This window comes from Variovorax sp. Soil_C_17 (assembly GCF_057657265.1).
Genome location: NZ_JBDGIT010000002.1, coordinates 985,026 through 1,001,536 on the forward strand (window position 1 = coordinate 985,026; position 16,511 = coordinate 1,001,536).

Annotated in this window: 19 protein-coding genes; 12 read left to right on the top strand and 7 right to left on the bottom strand. The window is 69.2% G+C overall.

The window, feature by feature from the left end:
- Positions 1-24: 24 nt before the first annotated feature.
- Positions 25-378, top strand: coding sequence for a hypothetical protein (locus AC3A6Y_RS13135; RefSeq protein ID WP_487868658.1), 354 nt, complete (start codon positions 25-27; stop codon positions 376-378).
- Positions 379-396: 18 nt separating this feature from the next.
- Here the strand turns inward: AC3A6Y_RS13135 and AC3A6Y_RS13140 are convergent, their stop codons facing one another.
- The 3 genes from AC3A6Y_RS13140 to AC3A6Y_RS13150 form a co-directional block, all read right to left on the bottom strand.
- Positions 397-1,677, bottom strand: a complete 1,281-nt coding sequence (locus tag AC3A6Y_RS13140; RefSeq protein ID WP_487868659.1) for an erythromycin esterase family protein — start codon at positions 1,675-1,677, stop codon at positions 397-399.
- Positions 1,678-1,691: 14 nt separating this feature from the next.
- Positions 1,692-2,489 (bottom strand): hypothetical protein, encoded by a 798-nt coding sequence (locus AC3A6Y_RS13145; protein ID WP_487868660.1) that lies wholly within the window; start codon positions 2,487-2,489, stop codon positions 1,692-1,694.
- 145 nt (positions 2,490-2,634) lie between these two features.
- Positions 2,635-3,708, bottom strand: coding sequence for an alpha/beta fold hydrolase (locus AC3A6Y_RS13150; protein ID WP_487868661.1), 1,074 nt, complete (start codon positions 3,706-3,708; stop codon positions 2,635-2,637).
- A 125-nt stretch (positions 3,709-3,833) separates the two neighbouring features.
- Between AC3A6Y_RS13150 and AC3A6Y_RS13155 the strand changes: the two genes are divergently transcribed.
- Positions 3,834-4,493 (top strand): trimeric intracellular cation channel family protein, encoded by a 660-nt coding sequence (locus AC3A6Y_RS13155; protein ID WP_487868662.1) that lies wholly within the window; start codon positions 3,834-3,836, stop codon positions 4,491-4,493.
- Positions 4,494-4,505: 12 nt separating this feature from the next.
- Here the strand turns inward: AC3A6Y_RS13155 and AC3A6Y_RS13160 are convergent, their stop codons facing one another.
- Positions 4,506-5,207: a Crp/Fnr family transcriptional regulator gene (locus AC3A6Y_RS13160; protein ID WP_487868663.1), complete on the bottom strand. Its 702-nt coding sequence runs from the start codon at positions 5,205-5,207 to the stop codon at positions 4,506-4,508.
- Between the two features lie 189 nt (positions 5,208-5,396).
- Here AC3A6Y_RS13160 and AC3A6Y_RS13165 point away from each other — a divergent pair, with 189 nt between their 5' ends.
- Positions 5,397-5,798, top strand: a complete 402-nt coding sequence (locus AC3A6Y_RS13165; RefSeq protein WP_487868664.1) for a hypothetical protein — start codon at positions 5,397-5,399, stop codon at positions 5,796-5,798.
- Between the two features lie 39 nt (positions 5,799-5,837).
- Here AC3A6Y_RS13165 and AC3A6Y_RS13170 read toward each other — a convergent pair whose 3' ends face one another.
- The 3 genes from AC3A6Y_RS13170 to AC3A6Y_RS13180 all read right to left on the bottom strand — a co-directional run bounded on the left by AC3A6Y_RS13170 (position 5,838) and on the right by AC3A6Y_RS13180 (position 8,959).
- A complete protein-coding gene (locus tag AC3A6Y_RS13170) occupies positions 5,838-7,355 on the bottom strand; it encodes a tripartite tricarboxylate transporter permease (RefSeq protein ID WP_487868665.1) in 1,518 nt (505 codons plus the stop codon).
- Position 7,356: 1 nt separating this feature from the next.
- Positions 7,357-7,914, bottom strand: coding sequence for a tripartite tricarboxylate transporter TctB family protein (locus AC3A6Y_RS13175; RefSeq protein ID WP_487868666.1), 558 nt, complete (start codon positions 7,912-7,914; stop codon positions 7,357-7,359).
- 85 nt (positions 7,915-7,999) lie between these two features.
- On the bottom strand, positions 8,000-8,959 hold the full coding sequence (locus tag AC3A6Y_RS13180) for a Bug family tripartite tricarboxylate transporter substrate binding protein (RefSeq protein WP_487868667.1): 960 nt from the start codon (positions 8,957-8,959) through the stop codon (positions 8,000-8,002).
- A 104-nt stretch (positions 8,960-9,063) separates the two neighbouring features.
- Between AC3A6Y_RS13180 and AC3A6Y_RS13185 the strand changes: the two genes are divergently transcribed.
- The 9 genes from AC3A6Y_RS13185 (at position 9,064) to AC3A6Y_RS13225 (ending at position 16,265) form a co-directional block, all read left to right on the top strand.
- A complete protein-coding gene (locus AC3A6Y_RS13185; RefSeq protein WP_487868668.1) occupies positions 9,064-9,744 on the top strand; it encodes a response regulator in 681 nt (226 codons plus the stop codon).
- The gene (locus tag AC3A6Y_RS13190) at positions 9,741-11,156 is read left to right on the top strand and encodes a sensor histidine kinase (RefSeq protein WP_487868669.1); all 1,416 of its coding nucleotides are present in this window, start codon (positions 9,741-9,743) and stop codon (positions 11,154-11,156) included. Before AC3A6Y_RS13185 ends, AC3A6Y_RS13190 begins: the two co-directional genes overlap by 4 nt.
- Before the next feature lie 17 nt (positions 11,157-11,173).
- Complete coding sequence (locus AC3A6Y_RS13195) at positions 11,174-11,602, top strand: RNA-binding S4 domain-containing protein (protein ID WP_487869053.1); 429 nt, start codon at positions 11,174-11,176, stop codon at positions 11,600-11,602.
- Between the two features lie 44 nt (positions 11,603-11,646).
- Positions 11,647-12,456: a PPK2 family polyphosphate kinase gene (locus AC3A6Y_RS13200; protein ID WP_487868670.1), complete on the top strand. Its 810-nt coding sequence runs from the start codon at positions 11,647-11,649 to the stop codon at positions 12,454-12,456.
- Positions 12,457-12,585: 129 nt separating this feature from the next.
- Positions 12,586-12,762 (top strand): hypothetical protein, encoded by a 177-nt coding sequence (locus AC3A6Y_RS13205; protein WP_487868671.1) that lies wholly within the window; start codon positions 12,586-12,588, stop codon positions 12,760-12,762.
- Positions 12,763-12,945: 183 nt separating this feature from the next.
- A complete protein-coding gene (locus AC3A6Y_RS13210) occupies positions 12,946-13,077 on the top strand; it encodes a hypothetical protein (protein WP_487868672.1) in 132 nt (43 codons plus the stop codon).
- Entirely contained in the window at positions 13,064-14,290 is a 1,227-nt protein-coding gene (locus tag AC3A6Y_RS13215; protein ID WP_487868673.1) for an NAD(P)/FAD-dependent oxidoreductase, read from the top strand. Before AC3A6Y_RS13210 ends, AC3A6Y_RS13215 begins: the two co-directional genes overlap by 14 nt.
- A 99-nt stretch (positions 14,291-14,389) precedes the next feature.
- Complete coding sequence (locus AC3A6Y_RS13220) at positions 14,390-14,989, top strand: hypothetical protein (protein ID WP_487868674.1); 600 nt, start codon at positions 14,390-14,392, stop codon at positions 14,987-14,989.
- Between the two features lie 256 nt (positions 14,990-15,245).
- Entirely contained in the window at positions 15,246-16,265 is a 1,020-nt protein-coding gene (locus tag AC3A6Y_RS13225) for a S1 family peptidase (RefSeq protein ID WP_487868675.1), read from the top strand.
- Positions 16,266-16,511: the final 246 nt, after the last annotated feature.

A 16,511-nucleotide genomic window follows, 5' to 3' on the forward strand; every position in this document is an offset into this window, starting at 1 on the left:
TGCTGCAGCGGACTGGAGAAGCTCATGAAGCGATTTCTTCCCCTCCTCTGCGCCGGACTGGCAACGGCCCTGAGCGCCTTCGCCCAGCCCGCGCGCGACGCGCTGCAGCAACGCTACGAGCGCGAGATCGCCGCCTGCAACAACGGCAGCCTGGCCGCACCGGCGCGCGAGGCCTGCATCCGCGCTGCCGGCCATGCGCTCGATCGGGCCCGTGGCGGACCACCGGCCGAGGTGCCGCAATCGTCCGCCGACGGCCGCGCCACCATCGTGGCGCCGGCCGGGTCCACGCCGCCATCCGGCGGCTCGGACGCCATCACCTCCCGCGACGGGCGCGCCACCATCGTGCTGCCGGCCGATCGTGCTGCGCCCCAGCGCTAGCGTGCCGGGCGCCGCCCCTCAGTCCAACGCCTCCAGGGCCGCGCTGTGATCCAGGTGAACCAGCGCGTCGAACTGCTCGCCGACCCGCGCATGGAAGTAGTGGCTCTGCCGCTCCGTCGCCGGCGCATAGATCACGCCGATGGCGCGCTGCAGGCGCGCGCCGGCCAAGGCCTGCGCGAGCACTTCGTTGTTGCGCAGGATCAGCGCGAAGCGTCCGAGTCCGGCCTCTTGCAGCAGCGCCTCGATGCTGCCCGCCAGCGGCGGATTGACGCGCTTGCGCTCCGCTTCCCCGTCCCAGGCCGAGGCGGCGGTGACTTCGCCGGTGGCCGTGGTGAAGCCGACGTTGAAGCACTGCGGCCCGTAGCGCTCGCGAATCAGCTGGCCCACGTTGAGCTCGCCGATGTCCGCCATCTCCGTGGCGCGTGCATCGCCGAGGTGCGAGTTGTGGGCCCACACGGCGATGCGTGCGGGCCGGGACCGCTGGCTGGTCAAATGCGAATCCAGCGCTTCCAGCGTCTGCGCCATGTGCCGGTCGCGCAGATTCCATGAGGCCACGCGGCCCTTGAACATGGTGCGGTAGTAGTGCTCGGCATTGCGCACCAGCCGCGCGTTCTGCTCGGCATGGAAATGCGCCTCCACGCCGACAGGGTCGGCCCTCTTCTCGAGCAGCTCCCTCAATTGCGCCACTGCGGCTTCCTCGCAGCTCGCGCTCAGGCCGAAGGCGGCGGCGTGGCCGTAGGCCTGCGTGTCCTCGCCGAAGTGATCGAAGCAGCCGTAGCGTTGGCGCGCCCGCCGCGCGGCTTCGGGGTCGACCCGATCCAGGTAGTCCAGCACCGAGGCGATGGAGGTATAGAGACTGTAGAGATCGATGCCATAGAAGCCGACCCGCTCCCCGGCCGGCTTCTTCTGGTTCGAGGCGCGCAGCCAGTCGACGAACTCGCGCACCGGCTGGTTGCGCCACATCCACGCCGGAAAGCGCCGGAAATCGCCGAGCGCCTGCAGCGCACTCGAATCGTCGGACGCACCACGCACGAAGCGATCGGCCCGCAGGGCGTCCGGCCAGTCAGCCTCCACCGCGACGGCGTCGAAAGCCTTGTCCTCGATCAGCCGTTTCGTGATCGCCGCGCGCTCGCGGTAGAAGTCATCGGTGCCATGCGAAGCCTCCCCCAGCAGCACGAAGCGCGCGTCCGCGATGGCGAAGAGCAGCGCCGCATGGCAATGCGGCGAGACCTCGAGCGGGCATGCCGCGGCGCGGATCGCACGGACCGCATGATCGTCGTCGGGTCCGGCGCCGCGCATCGCGTATCAGGGCTTCAGCCCTGTTGCTTGGTCTCGGAACCCTTGACGCCGCCGCTTGTCGCCATGCCCGAAGAGGTGCTGGCGCTGCGCGAGGACGGCGACGCGCTGCCGGAGCCCCCGGTGCCCGTCGTCGCACCGGGGCCGGCCGCGGGCGACTGGCTGGCGCGATTTGCCCGCCAGGTGTTGAACTCCTCGGAGAACTTGCCGTAGCGCTCCTTGCGGAAGGCTTCGTAGTCCTCGTCCAGGCGGCGCAGCTGCTCGCTGCGCCACTGGTGGTAGTCCGGGTCCCACTGGCGCTCCTGCTCGCGTCCGGCGCCATATCCGCCGGCCCGGCCGTACTCGCCGCTCCAGCCGCGCGCGGTCCCCGTGTGGCGGGGCATGCCCGATCCTTGCCAAGGCTCCTGCTGGGCACTGCCGTAATCGCTCATGACGCTGCCGCCGACGCCGCCGCCTTGCTCGCGGTCGAAGCCGCCGTAGCGCGATTCGTCCGAGCCATGGGTGCGCCAGCTGTCGCGGCCCTGGTAGACCCGGCCGTAGGCGCCGCCGCGCGGGCGCTCGTACATGCGCTGCTGCTCGTCGCCGCGCCAGAAGGAGGTCTCGCCGCTGCCGTAGTCGGAGCCGCCCGCCCCGCGGCCGTACTCCTGGCCCTGCTCGTAGGGGTCGTAGCCGCCCATCTGGGTGCCGCGTCCCTGGAACGCTTCCTGCTGCCCGCGGCCCTGGAAGCCGCCGCGCCGCTCGTCATCGCCGCGCCAGTCGCGGGCCGTTCCGTAGGCACCGCGGCGCCGTGCATCGTCGTCATCGCGTGAGTGCATATGCCATCTCCTGCATCGAAATGAAGTGGAGATCACAGACTAGGCTTGCACCCCGCCGATCGTGTCGGACCGGGCCGTTCGCTGCGTAGGAATGCAGCGCGCCGCGCTCGGCCGTGCAGGCCCGGGCGGATTCCGGGCGGGCCCCTCAGGCGCCGCGGCCCAGTCCGGCCTCGCGCGCCCGCACGATCGCCTGCGGCCGGTTCTCGACCTGGAGCTTCGCGAAGACGCTGGTGACGTGGTTGCGCACGGTCTTCTCGCTCAGCTGCAGCGCCGCCGCCACTTGTGCGTTGTCGCGGCCTTGGGCGATGAGCTCCAGCACCTCGCGCTCGCGCACGGTCAGGCCGGCCAGCACCGGGTCCGGCACGGCCGCATCCGGACCGCCAAGGAAGCTGCGCACCTCCTCCACCCAGCGCGGCCAGACCTCGTCCTGCCGGAGCACCAGGTGATGCGCACTGTGCAGCGGCACGAAGCGGGCCTGCGCGATCCCGGCGGCGATGATCCGCCCCTCGTCGAAGGGCACCCGCAGGTCGCCGGTGGAATGCAGCACCAGGGTCGGGCATTGCACCTCGGGCAGCAGCGCCGAGACGTCGATGCGGTCGAACTCGCGCAGCATGCGCGCCGCGTTCTGCGGCGAAGTCGAGACATGCGCCAGCTCATTGAACCAGCGATGCTGCTCGGGCGTGCCTTCCGGCAGGAACTGGCTGGTGAAGAACTGGCGGAAGGCAGGGTCCGAGCGGCCCCAGCCGATCTCCATCAGCTTGGCCTGGGTTTCGGATTCCTCGTCCAGCGCCTGGCCGCCGCCCCGCATCCGGCGCCCGCGCGCGTAGCCGCCCTGGAGCACCAGGTGGCTCACCCGCTCGGGGTGGCGCGCGGCGTAGGTGATGGCCAGGCTCACGCCCTGGGAGATCGCCAGCATCGGGAAGCGCACGAGCCCGGCGGCGTCGGCCACGGTTTCCATGTCCTTCAGCCAGATCTCGAAGGACATCTGCTCGATCTCGCGGTCCGACAGGCCGGTGCCGCGCTGGTCGTAGCGCACCAGGGTGTGGGTTTCGCACAGCGCCTCCAGCACATGGCCCCAGACCGGGCTGGTGAGGTCGAACTCCATGTGCGAGAGCCAGTTGCCGACCTTGAACAGCGGCGGCCCCCGCCCCGCGGTCGCATAGGCGATGCGGACACCGTCGGGCGCGGTGCAGTAGCGGATCTGCTGCTTCAGCGGCATGGCGTGTGTCAGTGGACGACCGGGGGGCGCGGCGGCTGCGCGCGGCGTCGATCGTGCCATGGCGCACGGGGCCTGTCAGCGGCGAACTACCATCGACACACCTTGTTTCGCCGTCGTCGCCCACCATGTCGAGCCTGCCGCTGTCCCAGGTGCTGTCCCTGTCCCACGCCCAGATCGCGATCGAGGCGGCGGCCACGCTGGCGTTTGCGCTCTCGGGGCTGATCGAGGCGGCGCGCAAGCGCCTGGACGCGGTCGGCGTCTGCGTGGTGGCCGGCCTCGCGGCCTTCGGCGGCGGCACGCTGCGCGACGTGCTGCTGGACCGCCGTCCCTTCTTCTGGGTCCAGCATGCGGCCTGGCTCTGGGTGCTGCTCGCGCTGTGCGTGGGCGCCATGTTCTTCATGCGCACGCGCCATTTCGCGCTGACCGAGCGCGCCATGCAGTGGCCCGATGCGCTGGGCCTGGGCCTGTTCACCGCCGGCGGCACCCAGATCGCGATCGACGCCGCGATGCCGGCCATCGTCGCCGTCTTCATGGGCATGGTGACGGCGGTGTGCGGCGGCGTGCTGCGCGACATCGTCTGCAACGAGATCCCGCGCGCCTTCAGCGACCACCGGCCCTATGCGCTGTGCGCCTTCGCAGGGGCCTGGCTGGTGGTGCTGGCCCATGAGCTCGCGATGCCGCAATGGCTGGGGCTGGTGGCGGCGGCGGGCTGCGTCACCCTGCTGCGGGCCCTGGCCATGCTGACGGGCTGGAAGCTGCCGGCCTGGCGGGCCGACGGCGAGTAGGCTGCGGCGGCGCTAGGCGCCGCGCACCTCTCCCACCATTCGCTCGAGCCGTTGCGCATCGGTCAGCACCAGCGCCCGGCCGTCCTTGGCCAGCAGGCCCTCGCGGCGCAGGGCATTGAGCTCGCGCGTCACCTGCTCGCGATTGGTGCTGATCTGATTGGCCAGCTCGGCATGGGTCGGCGCCGGCTCCAGGCGCGCCTTGTTGCCGGCGATGCCCGCGGCCTGCGCCAGGCGCAGCAGCTCGGCGTGAACGCGGTTCTGCACGCCCAGCGTGCTGAGATCGATGACGCGCTCGGACAGCTGGCGCACCAGCGCGGCCAGGCTGCGCATGACGCGCTCGGCGACCACCGGCTCGTCGCGCAGCAGCTCGAGAAAGGCGGCGCGATCGAGGCTCGCGACCACGCTCGGCGTGAGCGTCACCACGTCGGCCGAGCGCGGCTGCCCGTCGATGGCGGCGATCTCGCCGAAATGCTCGCCCTCGACGGAGTCGCGGAAGGTGACCTGCCGGCCGTTGGCCGCGTAGATCGTCACCCGCAGCCGGCCCGAGACCAGGAAGAAGACATCGCTCTTGCGCTCGGAGCGCAGCAGCAGCGGCTTGCCCGCCGGCAGGGCTTGCCACAGGCAACGCTGGGCGAGCTGGTCCAGGCGCTCGCGGGAGAGGCCCTCCAGCAGCGCGATGTGCTGCAAGGCCAGGCTGGAGCGGTCAGGCGGCATGGCTGAACTCCACCGTCGGCAGGACCCGCCGGTTGCAAAAACCTGTGCGCAAACGCACAGCCCCGAAGGCGGCGGCTCCTCACAGTACGCCTGTGATGGCTGCGATCCCCGCACGCCGCACACCCGAGGAGTGATTTCATCATGAATACAAAAGTTCTTGCTCTTTTAGCTGTCACATTCACCGGTTTCGTGTCTGCCCAAACGGTGCCGCCGGAGCAATGGGTCGGCGCGCCGATCCCGGCCGCCAGCACCCTGAGCCGCTCGGCGGTGATGGGCGACTATCTGGCTTCGGCACCCGCCGACGCACGCACGCCGCAGGAGTTCCGGGTCGGCCCGCCCGATCCGCAGCCCGGCGCATTGAGCCGCGCCGAGGCGGTGGCTGACCTGAACCTGTGGCTGCGTTCCGGCCTCGGCCAGAGCGCGTGGCGCGACGACTTCGATCCCATGCGTGGGAGCTATCGTGCGCAAGTGGCCATGTACCAGCGGCTGCGCCACGGTCCGGAGTTCACCGCGGAGGTCGCGCGCGTCCAGGGCGCGGGCAGCGGATTCGCGACCACGGCGCAGTCCACTGCGCTCCCGGCCGACGAGTGAGGCTCCGGCAGTCTGCGCGCCGCGCCTGCGGACGGCAGGTCAGCCGGCGACGGCGCGCAACTGCTTCCTGTCGCCCAGGTACTTGGCCAGGCGCGGCAGCAGCAGCACCGCCAGGATGACCAGGATCAGCACCAGCGACATCGGCCGCTGGAAGAACACCGCCGCACTGCCCTCGCCGATCGACATGGCGTTGCGCAGCTGCGCCTCGGCCAGCGGGCCCAGGATCATGCCCACCACCACCGGGGCGGTCGGGAAGTCGAAGCGGCGCATCACCACGCCCAGCACGCCGATCACGAAGAGCAGCACCAGGTCGAAAGCGCTCTGGCGCATGCCGTAGGCGCCCACCGTGGCGAAGATCAGGATGCCGGCGTAGAGCTGCGGCTTCGGAATCTTGAGCAGCTTGACCCACAAGCCCACCATCGGCAGGTTCAACACCAGCAGCATCACGTTGCCGATGTAGAGCGAGGCGATCAGCGCCCACACCAACGCAGCCGAGGTGGTGAAGAGTTGCGGTCCGGGCTGGATGCCGTAGTTCTGGAAGGCGCCCAGCAGGATGGCGGTGGTGTTGGAGGTCGGGATGCCCAGCGTGAGCAGCGGGATCAGCGCCGCCGTGACGGTGGCGTTGTTGGCGGCCTCGGGGCCGGCCACGCCTTCGATCGCGCCCCGGGTGCCGAACTCGGCCTTGTCCCGCGGGTCCTTCGCCAGCTTCTTCTCGGTGGCGTAACTCAGGAAGGTCGGGATCTCGGTGCCGCCGGCCGGGATGCACCCGAAGGGGGTGCCGATTGCGGTGCCGCGCAGCCAGGCCGGCACCGAGCGGCGCCAGTCGCGCGCCGTCATGTGCACGCGGCTGAGCTTGTTCTGGCTCTCGACCACCCGGCCTTCGTACAGCACCGCATAAAGCACCTCGGCCACCGCGAACAGGCCGACCGCGACCAGCACGATCTCGATGCCGTCGAGCAGTTCCGGAATGCCGCCGGTGTAGCGGCCCTGGCCGGAGATCTGGTCGAGGCCGATGCAGCCGGCGGCCAGGCCGATGAACAGCGCCGTCAGCCCGCGCAGCGTGCTCTTGCCCAGCACGGCGCTGACGGTGGTGAAGGCCAGCAGCATCAGCAGGAAATACTCCGGCGGCCCCAGCTTGACTGCAAAGTCGGCCACGAAGGGCGCGAACAGCGTGACGACCACGGTGGCGACGCTGCCCGCGACGAAGGAGCCGATGGCGGCGGTCGCCAGCGCGGCGCCCGCGCGGCCGCTCTTGGCCATCTTGTTGCCCTCCATCGCCGTCACCATGCTGGCCGTTTCGCCCGGGGTGTTCAGCAGGATGGAGGTGGTCGAGCCACCGTACATGGCGCCGTAATAGATGCCCGAGAAGAAGATCATCGAGGCCGTGATGTCGACCTTGCCGGTGATCGGCAGCAGCATGGCAACCGCCACCGCAGGACCGATGCCGGGCAGCACGCCGACGGCCGTGCCGAGGGCGCAACCCACCAGGCACCAGAGCAGGTTCGCGGGCGTGATCGCGGCGGCGAAGCCCTGCAGCAAGGCGTTGAAGATATCCATGTCAGATCCAGCCCGTGGCAGTCAGGCCCGGCAGGTTGATGGCCAGGAACTTGGTGAACATCCAGAAAACAGGCGCCGAGATCAGCAGCCCCGTGACGATGTCGATGAGCCAGGTGCGCGGCGAATTGACGCCGGCCTGCCCCTTCGAACGCCGCAGCCCCTGCACCGCCAGCAGGTAGCACAGCGTGCAGCTCAGGATGAAGCCGATGGTGGTGATCAACGCCGCATTGAGCAGCAGGCCGGCAGAGACCCAGACCAGGCCGCTCCAGTAGGCGGGCTCGTCCGAGGGCGCATCCATCTGGCGGAAGCCGCCGGTGCGCGATTCCCAGACGATCCAGGCACCGCAGAGCGTGAGCGCCACCGACACGAGCCAGGGCAGAAAGTTGGGGCCGACGCCGCCGTAGCCCGCTTCCGACGAAATGCTGCTGGCGCCGTAAGCCAGGGCCAGGCCGGTGAGCAGAATGCCGGCGCCGACAAGCGTCTGCGGCCACACCGCATGCGGCCGCGATTCGGGCTCGAGCGGCACGTGCCCGCTCGAATGGGGGTCGATGTTGGACATTGTTCTGGACCTCGCGTGTGATCGGGGAAAAGATGGGAGCGCGGCCCGCGCCGCACTCCCGCACGCTCGCGCCGCACCCGGCGCGTCAGACCATGCCGGACTTGACCATCGTCGCGCGCAGGCTCGCGAACTCCTCGTCCACGAACTTGGCGAAGGCGTCGCCCGACAGGACGGCAGGCGTCCAGTCGTTCTTCTTCATGGCATCGGCCCAGGTCGGCGTCTTGAGCGCGGCAAGCACCAGGTCGGTCAGCGCCTTGCGCTGTTCCGGGGTGATGCCGGGAGCGCCGTAGACGCCGCGCCAGTTGCCGATTTCGACATCGATGCCCTGCTCCTTGAGCGTCGGCACGTTGATGCCCGGCAGGCGCTGCGCCGACGTGACGGCGATCGCGCGCATCTTACCGTCGGCGATGTAGGGCGCGAACTCGCTGTAGCCGCTGCCGCCGACCGTGACGTTGCCGCCCAGGATGGCCGCGGTGGCCTCGCCGCCGCCGCGGAAGGCCACGTAGTTGATCTTGGACGGATCGGCACCGACCTTCTGCGCGATCATCGCCGCCGCGATGTGCTCGGTGGAGCCGCGCGAGCCGCCGCCCCACTTGACGCTGCCGGGGTCTTTCTTGAGCTGCTCGACGACGTCCTTCATGGTCTTCAGGGGCGAGCTGGCCGGCAGCACGAACACGTTGTATTCGCTGGTCAGGCGCGCCAGCGGCGTGGCCTGCGAGAGGTTGACCGGCGGCTTGCCGGTGATGATGCCGCCCAGCATCACGGCGCCCATCACCATCAGCGCGTTCGGGTCACCCTTGGACCCGTTGACGAACTGCGCCAGGCCCAGCGCGCCGGCGGCGCCGCCCTTGTTGTCGTAGGTGACCGTATCGGCCAGCTTGCCGTCGGTCATGGCCTTGCCGAGTGCACGGCCCGTGGTGTCCCAGCCACCGCCCGGATTGGCCGGGATCATCATCTTGACGTTGGGTGCGGCCCAGGCCGACATCGGCAGGGCTCCGGCGGCGGCCAGCGCGGCCATGGATTTCAGGAAGGTGTCTCGACGCATGCATGTCTCCTTGGGGAACTGGAAGGCTGGAACGCCGCTATGATGCGCGCGCCCGCTGTCAGTTGGCTGTCCTGCGCACTGGGGAAAACACCGAAGTACCGGCCATGAAGCTGCTGTTAGTCGAAGACGACCCCTCGATGCAAACCACCCTGCAGCGCACCCTCGGCCGCCGCATGATCGACGTGCGCCTGTGCGGCGACGGCGCGCAGGCGCTGTCGCAATGGCGCGCGCTCGAGCCCGACGTGGTCGCGCTGGACCTGAGCCTGCCCAACGCCGATGGCCTGCAGGTGCTGGCGCAGGCGCGCGCCGAAGGCCTGCGCACGCCCGTGCTGCTGCTGACCGCCCGGGGCACGGTGGGCGATCGCGTGGTGGGCCTCAACACCGGCGCCGACGACTACCTGCCCAAGCCCTTCGACCTCGACGAGCTGGAAGCGCGCCTTCGCGCGTTGCACCGGCGCCACCAGAGCGCCGGGCCGGAGGCCGCAAACAACCCCCAGCAGGTCGGCAGCCTGCGCTACGAGCCCGACAACGGCGCCATCTACCATCGTGCCGAGGTGCTGGAACTCACGCCACGCGAGCTCGCCCTGCTGAAGGCGCTGATGGTGAAGCCGGGGCATGCAGTGGCCAAGGAGCGCCTGTTCGAGCTGGTCTTTCCCGGCGAGAGCGAGGTGCAGTACGAGGCGATCGAAGTGGTGGTGTACCGGCTGCGCAAGAAGCTGGCCGGTACCGGCGCCGCCTTGATGACCTTGCGCGGCCTCGGCTACCTGCTGCGCGAAGAGTCGTGATGCGCGCCGCCTCGCTGCGCGCCAGGCTGCTCATCGGCATCCTGGCGCCGATCGCGCTGTTCATCGTGATCAACAGCGTGAGCCTGTATCGCCAGAGCCTCGCGGCCGCCACCACCGCCTACGACCGCACCCTGCTCGCCTCCGCCAAGACGATCGGCGAGCAGCTCGACGTCGAGGGCTACGACGAGAAGGCATCGCTGCGCGCCATCGTTCCCTATTCCGCACTGGAGGCCTTCGAGGCCGACAACCAGAGCAAGATCTTCTACCGGGTCTCCACGCTCGGCGGCGAAATGATCTCCGGCTTCGCCGAGCTGCCCTTCTGGCACGGCCGGCTGCCCGACCGGCCTCCTTACGCGGCGTTGGTCGACTTCTACGATGCGCGCTTCCGCGAGCAGCCGGTGCGCATGGCCGTGCTGCTGCAGCCGGTGGCGAGCGCACGCGGGCGCGGCATGGCGGTGGTGCAGGTGGCCGAGACGCTGGAGCTGCGCGAGACGCTGGTGCGCAAGCTGCTTCTCGACATGCTCTGGCGCCAGCTGGTGCTGCTGGGCGTGATCGCCGCAGTGACGGTGTTCGTGGTGCAGCGCGCGACCCGCCCGGTGCGCCACCTCGGGGAGTTGATCGAGTCCCGCGCGGCCGACGACCTCTCGCCCATCGACGCGCCCGACACGCCGCGCGAGCTGCGCCCGCTGGTCGACGCCACCACCGAGGTCATGGGCCGGCTGCAGCGGCTGCTCGACCACCAGAAGCGCTTCGTGCGCGACAGCGCGCACCAGCTGCGCACGCCGCTGGCGGTGCTCAAGGCCCAGGTGCAGTCGGCGCGCCGCGGCGACGTGCCGACCGGGCAGGCGCTCACGGAGATCAGCGACACGGTGGAGCGCGCCACCACGGTGGCCAACCAGATGCTGTCGCTGGCCAAGGTCGAGCAGTTGCGCCAGCAGCCGGAGTGGCAAGTGCTGGACCTCGGCGAGACGGTGCGCCAGCTCGCGCTCGACTTGTCGCCGCTGATGGCCGACAAGGCACTCGACGTCGAGCTCTCCGCCGGCGCCGCGCCGATGCTGGTGCGCGCCCACCGCTGGATGCTGCAGGAACTGGCGCGCAACCTGCTGCACAACGCCATCAAGCACAGCCCGCGCCGCGGCGCGCTGCGGGTGAGCGTGCGTGCCGAGGGCGAAAGCGCGGTCTTCGTGGTCAGCGACCAGGGCCCGGGCATCTCGGACGAACTGCGCCAGCGGCTGTTCGCGCCCTTCGCGGCCGGCGACGTGGCCAGCGGCTCGGGCCTGGGGCTGGCGATCTGCCGCGAAATCGTGCTGGCCCTTGGCGGCAGCATCGCCCTCGAAAACCGGGAAGCCGGCGGACAACGCGATGGGCTCGATGCCGTCGTGCAACTGCCGCTGGCGGGCGACAATCCTTGAAACCACTCACACGGGACATGGACCGCCTGCGCATCGACAAATGGCTTTGGGCCGCACGTTTCTACAAGACGCGCACCCTGGCCGCCGAGGAGATCGGCAAGAACCGCGTGCAGATCAACGGCGAGGTGGCCAAGGCCTCGCGCGAAGTGAAGGCCGGCGACCTGGTCGCGATGCGGGTCGGGGGCGGGGTCGATCGCATCGTGCGGGTGCGCGGGCTCAGCGGCCAGCGCGGGCCGGCGCCGGTGGCGCAGCAGCTCTACGAGGAGACGCCCGAAAGCCTCGCTGTCCAGGCCGCCGCACGCGAGCAGCGGCGCATGGGCAGCGAGCCGGCGCTCAGCATCGTGCAGGGACGGCCCACCAAGCGCGACCGGCGCGAGCTCGACGAGGCCCGGCATGTCGATTGGGACAAGCGCTGGAGCGCATCGCTGGATCCCGACGAAGACTGAACATCGCTTACCCTCGGGCTCGTTGCGACAAAGGAGTCCCGCGCATGGCCAGCTTCAAGAAGTACCGCGTCGACGGCAGCAAGTTCAGCCTCGCGAGCATCGACCCTGCCGCATCGCCCTTTCTGGAAGGCGACGAGCAGGCCCAGCGGGATCGGCTCGAACAGCTGGCCGGCGAGCTCGACGAGCTGCAGAACCTGCTTCATGCGGAGGGCCGGCGCAAGGTGCTCCTGGTGCTGCAGGGCATGGACACCAGCGGCAAGGACGGCACCATCCGCTGGGTGTTCTCGCGCACCTCGCCGCTGGGCGTTCGCGTGACGGCTTTCAAGGCACCCAACGAGGACGAACGCGCTCGCGATTACCTGTGGCGCTGCCACGCCAACGTGCCGCGCGGCGGCGAGATCATGGTGTGGAACCGCAGCCACTACGAGGACGTGCTGGTGCCCTGGGTCGAAGGCTGGATCGACAAGGCCGAGCTGCGGCGCCGCTACGCGCAGATCCAGGACTTCGAGCGCCTGCTCGCCGAGACCGGCACGGTGGTCGTCAAGTGCATGCTGCACATCAGCAAGAAGGTGCAGCGCGAACGCCTGCAGGCACGCATCGACGACCCTGAAAAGCGCTGGAAATTCCATCGCACCGATCTGGACGTGCGCAAGAAGTGGGCGGCCTACCAGCACGCCTACGAACAGGCGCTGGCCGCCACTTCCAGCAGGCACGCGCCCTGGCACGTCATCCCCGCCGACAGCAAGCCCCATCGCAACCTGATGATCGCCCAGCTGCTGGTCAAGACCTTGCGCGGCATGAAGCTCGCGGTGCCACCCGCCGATCCATCACTGGACGGGCTGGTCGTGGTGTAGGACAGCACCGCATCTTCTGCTTTGTCCGACCTTCGTCTCTCCTCCAAATGGCGTATTGAGAGATCGCGGCGGACGTTGGAGACTGCGTGCCTGCTCATCCCGAGCCCCAGCTACTCCAAGGACCCAAAGATGGACGTCGTGACTTCTTCCGAGCTGATGACCGGCCTTCTTTCGGCGATCGGCACCGGCATTCTGCTCGTGATGGCCACCAGCCGGGCGCCGAAGACACTGCATGACGAGATCGCGCTGCGCGTCGAGCGCTCGATCGCGCTGATCGACACCTGCAAGGACTCCCGCACCGGTTGAGCCTTACGGCCGGCGCTTTCGGAGGTCGGCCAGGTCAGGGTCGATGTCGGCGCGCCGCCTTCAGCAGCCGCGGCACTCCAGTCGCCGCAGCACCTGTGGTGCCGCCACCGACGCATGCCAAGATGTCGTATTGATCAACGACGAGGCACGTAATACAGTGCGCCCTTTTCCGGCAAAGCCCTCATGCTGCCACTCCCCTTCCTGATCGCCCTGCTCCGGACCCCGCTGCACCGCAACGACACCTCCAACCATCGGGCGCGCGAGCTGTTCCTCCTGGGCAGACGCCGGCGCTCCGGCTTGCATGCCGTGGTCTGAACCGCGGGTCGCCGTCGTTGGCGCCGGCGTGGTCGGCAGCTGCATCGCACTGGCGCTGCGCAAGCGTGGCGCGAGCGTCACGCTGATCGACCGCGACGAGCCCGGCCGCGGCTGCAGCTACGGCAACTCGGGCGCCATCAGCCCGGGCTCGGTGGCGCCGCTGGCCATGCCCGGCATCCTCTCGGCGGTGCCGCGCATGCTGCTGGACGAGGAGAGCCCGCTGCATCTGCCCTTGTCTTACCTGCCGAAGGCGGCGCCGTGGCTGATGCGCTTCGTCGCCTCCGCCAAGCCCTCGCGGGTGGCGCTCGCGGCCGCCAAGCTGGCCGCACTGCACACGGGCGCCGTCGACCGCCACGAAGCGCTGGCGCGTGAGCTCGGCGTGCCCGAGCTCTTCGTGCGGCGCGGCCACCTGCACCTGTACCCCGATGCGCGCGCCTTGGCGAAGGACGCTGACGGCTGGCGCATGCGGCAGCACTACGGCTACCCGTTCCAGAAGCTGGACCGCGATGGCATCCTGGCGCTGGAACCGCGCGTGGGCGAGCGTTACCGCATCGGGGTGTTCGTGGCCGACCACGCGACCATCGTCAATCCTTACCGCTATGTGCAGGCCATGGTGCGTGCCTTCACCGCACGCGGCGGCCGGCTGCGGCGCGAGGACGTGCGCGCGATGACGCCTCTGGACGGCGGGCGCTGGCGCCTCGCCACGGCGGGCGCGGACCCTGGCGCCGAGGACAGCTTCGATCACGTGGTGGTGGCTGCCGGTGCCTGGTCGCGCCGGCTGCTGGACCCGTTGGGCCTGCGCCTGGCGCTGGAGAGCCAGCGCGGCTACCACGTGCAGTTCCAGGGTGGACGCGACACCGTTTCGCGCACGGTGGTCCTGGCCGATCGCAAGATCTTCGTCACGCCGATGGAAGACGGCCTGCGCGTCGGCGGTACGGTGGAGATCGGCGGCCTCGAGCACCCGCCCGATCCGCGTCGCGCCGCAATCCTGGAGCGCATCGCGCGCGAGACCTTCGACGGCCTCGACGACCTGCAGACCACGCAATGGATGGGCCATCGCCCCTGCATGCCGGACTCGGTGCCGGTCATCGGCCCGGCGGCCGGCCGTCCCGGCCTGTGGCTGGCGGTCGGCCATGGTCACCTGGGGCTCACGGATTCCATCAACACCGCGCAGTCCATCGCGAGCGGCATGCTCGTGAAGGGCCGACCGTGATCCGCTTCATGCGGGTCGGTCTTGGCGCGCCCAACAGGATCGGCGGTGGCGGGTCATGGGCACCGAAGTGAAAAGTATCAATGCAGCTCGGCTGCCGTAATGCCCAGCCCACGGTCTGCATGCCGGAAGCGTCGACGATTTAACAACGCGCGTGCATTTCTGGCGATCTCCTGCCCTGGCTTCACTCGCAACAACGACACTTCGACAGGTTTGAAACAACATGAAGGACTTCGAGGACTGGACATGGAATCACCCGATCTTGAAACAGTTGAGAAGGCACGCGCCCTGGTGGAGGAAATCATCGCCGGCCGCAGCCCGATGGCGGCGGCGGTGCCCTACTTCGCACCGACGGACATCGGCTGCCTGACGCCTGCAAGGCAGGAAGCCGAATCGCGCATTCAGGAGGAGAACGACTTCGGCAACCGCCTGCGCGCCGCCATCCAGATGAGCCTTGCGGCCGCGGCTGCCTCTTTGCGCGTCAGCGAATCCCTGATGCAGGATTTCGCGCAGCTGAGCCTTCCAGAGCGCCAGAAGGAACTCGCGCGCTGCGCCTGCGACGCGCAGGCGTGCAGGGACATTGCAGGCCATGTCGCGCCGATCCTCTCGGGCAAGGAGGCACCGAAGCTGGATGCGCTGATGGAGATCAAGAGGCTCAAGTCGGCGATCTACGAGCGCTTTGGGCGTTGGCCGGGGGGTTGAGCTTGCAGGCCCTGCAGGCCGGGCAGCGACACCCATGGGCGGGCACGCGCTCGATCGAGGAGCCACGCCTTGATCCGCGGGCGCGATGTCGATCCGGCGTACACTGCACTGCACCAGCATGACGCCGAGGGGGCCCCAGTCCTCCAACATTCGCGCTGCACACGATCTTCGCGCAGACCCTCGCGATATGCGCGGCAGCCCCTATCTCGAGAACGCGGCTTGACCGCGTTTCTTTTTTCGGAAGGCGCACGCGACCATGAAGACTCTTCGAGATGCCGGCGAACGCATCTGCGAACTCAAGGGGAGCTTGATGGCGATCGACGCTCTCCTTCCCGCGCTGATGGAGGCACTGCCGGTCGCGTCCCATGGTCACCTGGTGCGTTCGTTCGAAGTGCATGCCCAGGCCGCGCGCACGGTGATGCAGCACGCACCCCTCTTCGACCAGGTCCTTTCCACCTTCGAGCGCGAGATTGCCCGCATGCGCGCGGTGCTCGCCGGCACGGCGCCAGCCGCGCCGCGCACTGCCACCGAAGCCGCGCTCCTGACCACGACGCGCGTCAGCACCTTCCAAGGGGCTTGTTCCCTGTCAGGCGCCAGCGGCTTTTTCTTTCGCCGCGACGAGCGGCTGTTCCTGGTCACCAGCCGGCATGTCCTTGCCGACGAAACAAGCAGCCACTACCCCGACCGCATCGAGATCGAGGTGCATACCGACAAGCTCAACCTGACGCGCTACGCGGCCGTTTCGGTACCGCTGTATCGCGGTGGCCTGAGCCAATGGCGCCAGGCAGCCGACACCGCCGGCGACGTGGATGTGGCCGCCATCGAGATCGACCTCGGCTGCTTGCCTGACCCCTGCATGCTGCATGCGTTCGGCCCCGAGCACCTCGATCCCCCGGGCGGGGTGGCCGAGGTCGGAGATGCGCTGGTCATCGTCGGCTTCCCGCTGGGCTTCCATGACACGGTGCATCATTTGCCCGTGGTGCGCAGTGCATCCATTGCCTCGGCATTCGGCGTGCGCTTCCAGCAGCAGGGCTATTTCCTGACCGATGCCCGCACCCATCGAGGCAGCAGCGGTGCCCCGGTGCTGCGGCGCATCCACCACCCGAGCGCAGACGGATTGCAGTTGCCTTGGCAACTTCTCGGGGTGCACTCCACGCGCATGGACATGCGAACACGCGACCTCGTGCAGGACGAATCGCTTGGGCTCAATTGCGCCTGGTATGCGGACGTGCTCATGGCCCTGACCGAGCCCTCCCAACACACGATGGCAGCCTGAATCGCGGGCGTCTCACCGGGCGTGGTAGACTCCGCCCTTGCTCAAGTTGCTGAGCAAATGCCTGCGCAGGCAAAGCCGGATCTCACAACGGCACGTCGAACAAGAGCTACCACGACGAGAAAAACACAAGGTGGCTCCTGCAAGTGAACATGCCGTAACGTGGGCCGCGTAAGTGCCCACGGCCAAACAAGCGAAAGCCGCCCATCGAGGCGGCTTTTTCATGTCCGACCGATGCCGGCAGTCGGC

Coding starts and splice junctions, on each gene's coding strand:
- AC3A6Y_RS13215 (WP_487868673.1), top strand. CDS start 13,064: ATGCCGTGGTCTGAACCGCGGGTCGCCGTCGTTGGCGCCGGCGTGGTC.
- AC3A6Y_RS13185 (WP_487868668.1), top strand. CDS start 9,064: ATGAAGCTGCTGTTAGTCGAAGACGACCCCTCGATGCAAACCACCCTG.
- AC3A6Y_RS13195 (WP_487869053.1), top strand. CDS start 11,174: ATGGACCGCCTGCGCATCGACAAATGGCTTTGGGCCGCACGTTTCTAC.
- AC3A6Y_RS13210 (WP_487868672.1), top strand. CDS start 12,946: ATGCTGCCACTCCCCTTCCTGATCGCCCTGCTCCGGACCCCGCTGCAC.
- AC3A6Y_RS13155 (WP_487868662.1), top strand. CDS start 3,834: ATGTCGAGCCTGCCGCTGTCCCAGGTGCTGTCCCTGTCCCACGCCCAG.
- AC3A6Y_RS13150 (WP_487868661.1), bottom strand. CDS start 3,708: ATGCCGCTGAAGCAGCAGATCCGCTACTGCACCGCGCCCGACGGTGTC.
- AC3A6Y_RS13180 (WP_487868667.1), bottom strand. CDS start 8,959: ATGCGTCGAGACACCTTCCTGAAATCCATGGCCGCGCTGGCCGCCGCC.
- AC3A6Y_RS13200 (WP_487868670.1), top strand. CDS start 11,647: ATGGCCAGCTTCAAGAAGTACCGCGTCGACGGCAGCAAGTTCAGCCTC.
- AC3A6Y_RS13220 (WP_487868674.1), top strand. CDS start 14,390: ATGCCCAGCCCACGGTCTGCATGCCGGAAGCGTCGACGATTTAACAAC.
- AC3A6Y_RS13140 (WP_487868659.1), bottom strand. CDS start 1,677: ATGCGCGGCGCCGGACCCGACGACGATCATGCGGTCCGTGCGATCCGC.
- AC3A6Y_RS13225 (WP_487868675.1), top strand. CDS start 15,246: ATGAAGACTCTTCGAGATGCCGGCGAACGCATCTGCGAACTCAAGGGG.
- AC3A6Y_RS13160 (WP_487868663.1), bottom strand. CDS start 5,207: ATGCCGCCTGACCGCTCCAGCCTGGCCTTGCAGCACATCGCGCTGCTG.
- AC3A6Y_RS13205 (WP_487868671.1), top strand. CDS start 12,586: ATGGACGTCGTGACTTCTTCCGAGCTGATGACCGGCCTTCTTTCGGCG.
- AC3A6Y_RS13170 (WP_487868665.1), bottom strand. CDS start 7,355: ATGGATATCTTCAACGCCTTGCTGCAGGGCTTCGCCGCCGCGATCACG.
- AC3A6Y_RS13145 (WP_487868660.1), bottom strand. CDS start 2,489: ATGCACTCACGCGATGACGACGATGCACGGCGCCGCGGTGCCTACGGA.
- AC3A6Y_RS13175 (WP_487868666.1), bottom strand. CDS start 7,914: ATGTCCAACATCGACCCCCATTCGAGCGGGCACGTGCCGCTCGAGCCC.
- AC3A6Y_RS13135 (WP_487868658.1), top strand. CDS start 25: ATGAAGCGATTTCTTCCCCTCCTCTGCGCCGGACTGGCAACGGCCCTG.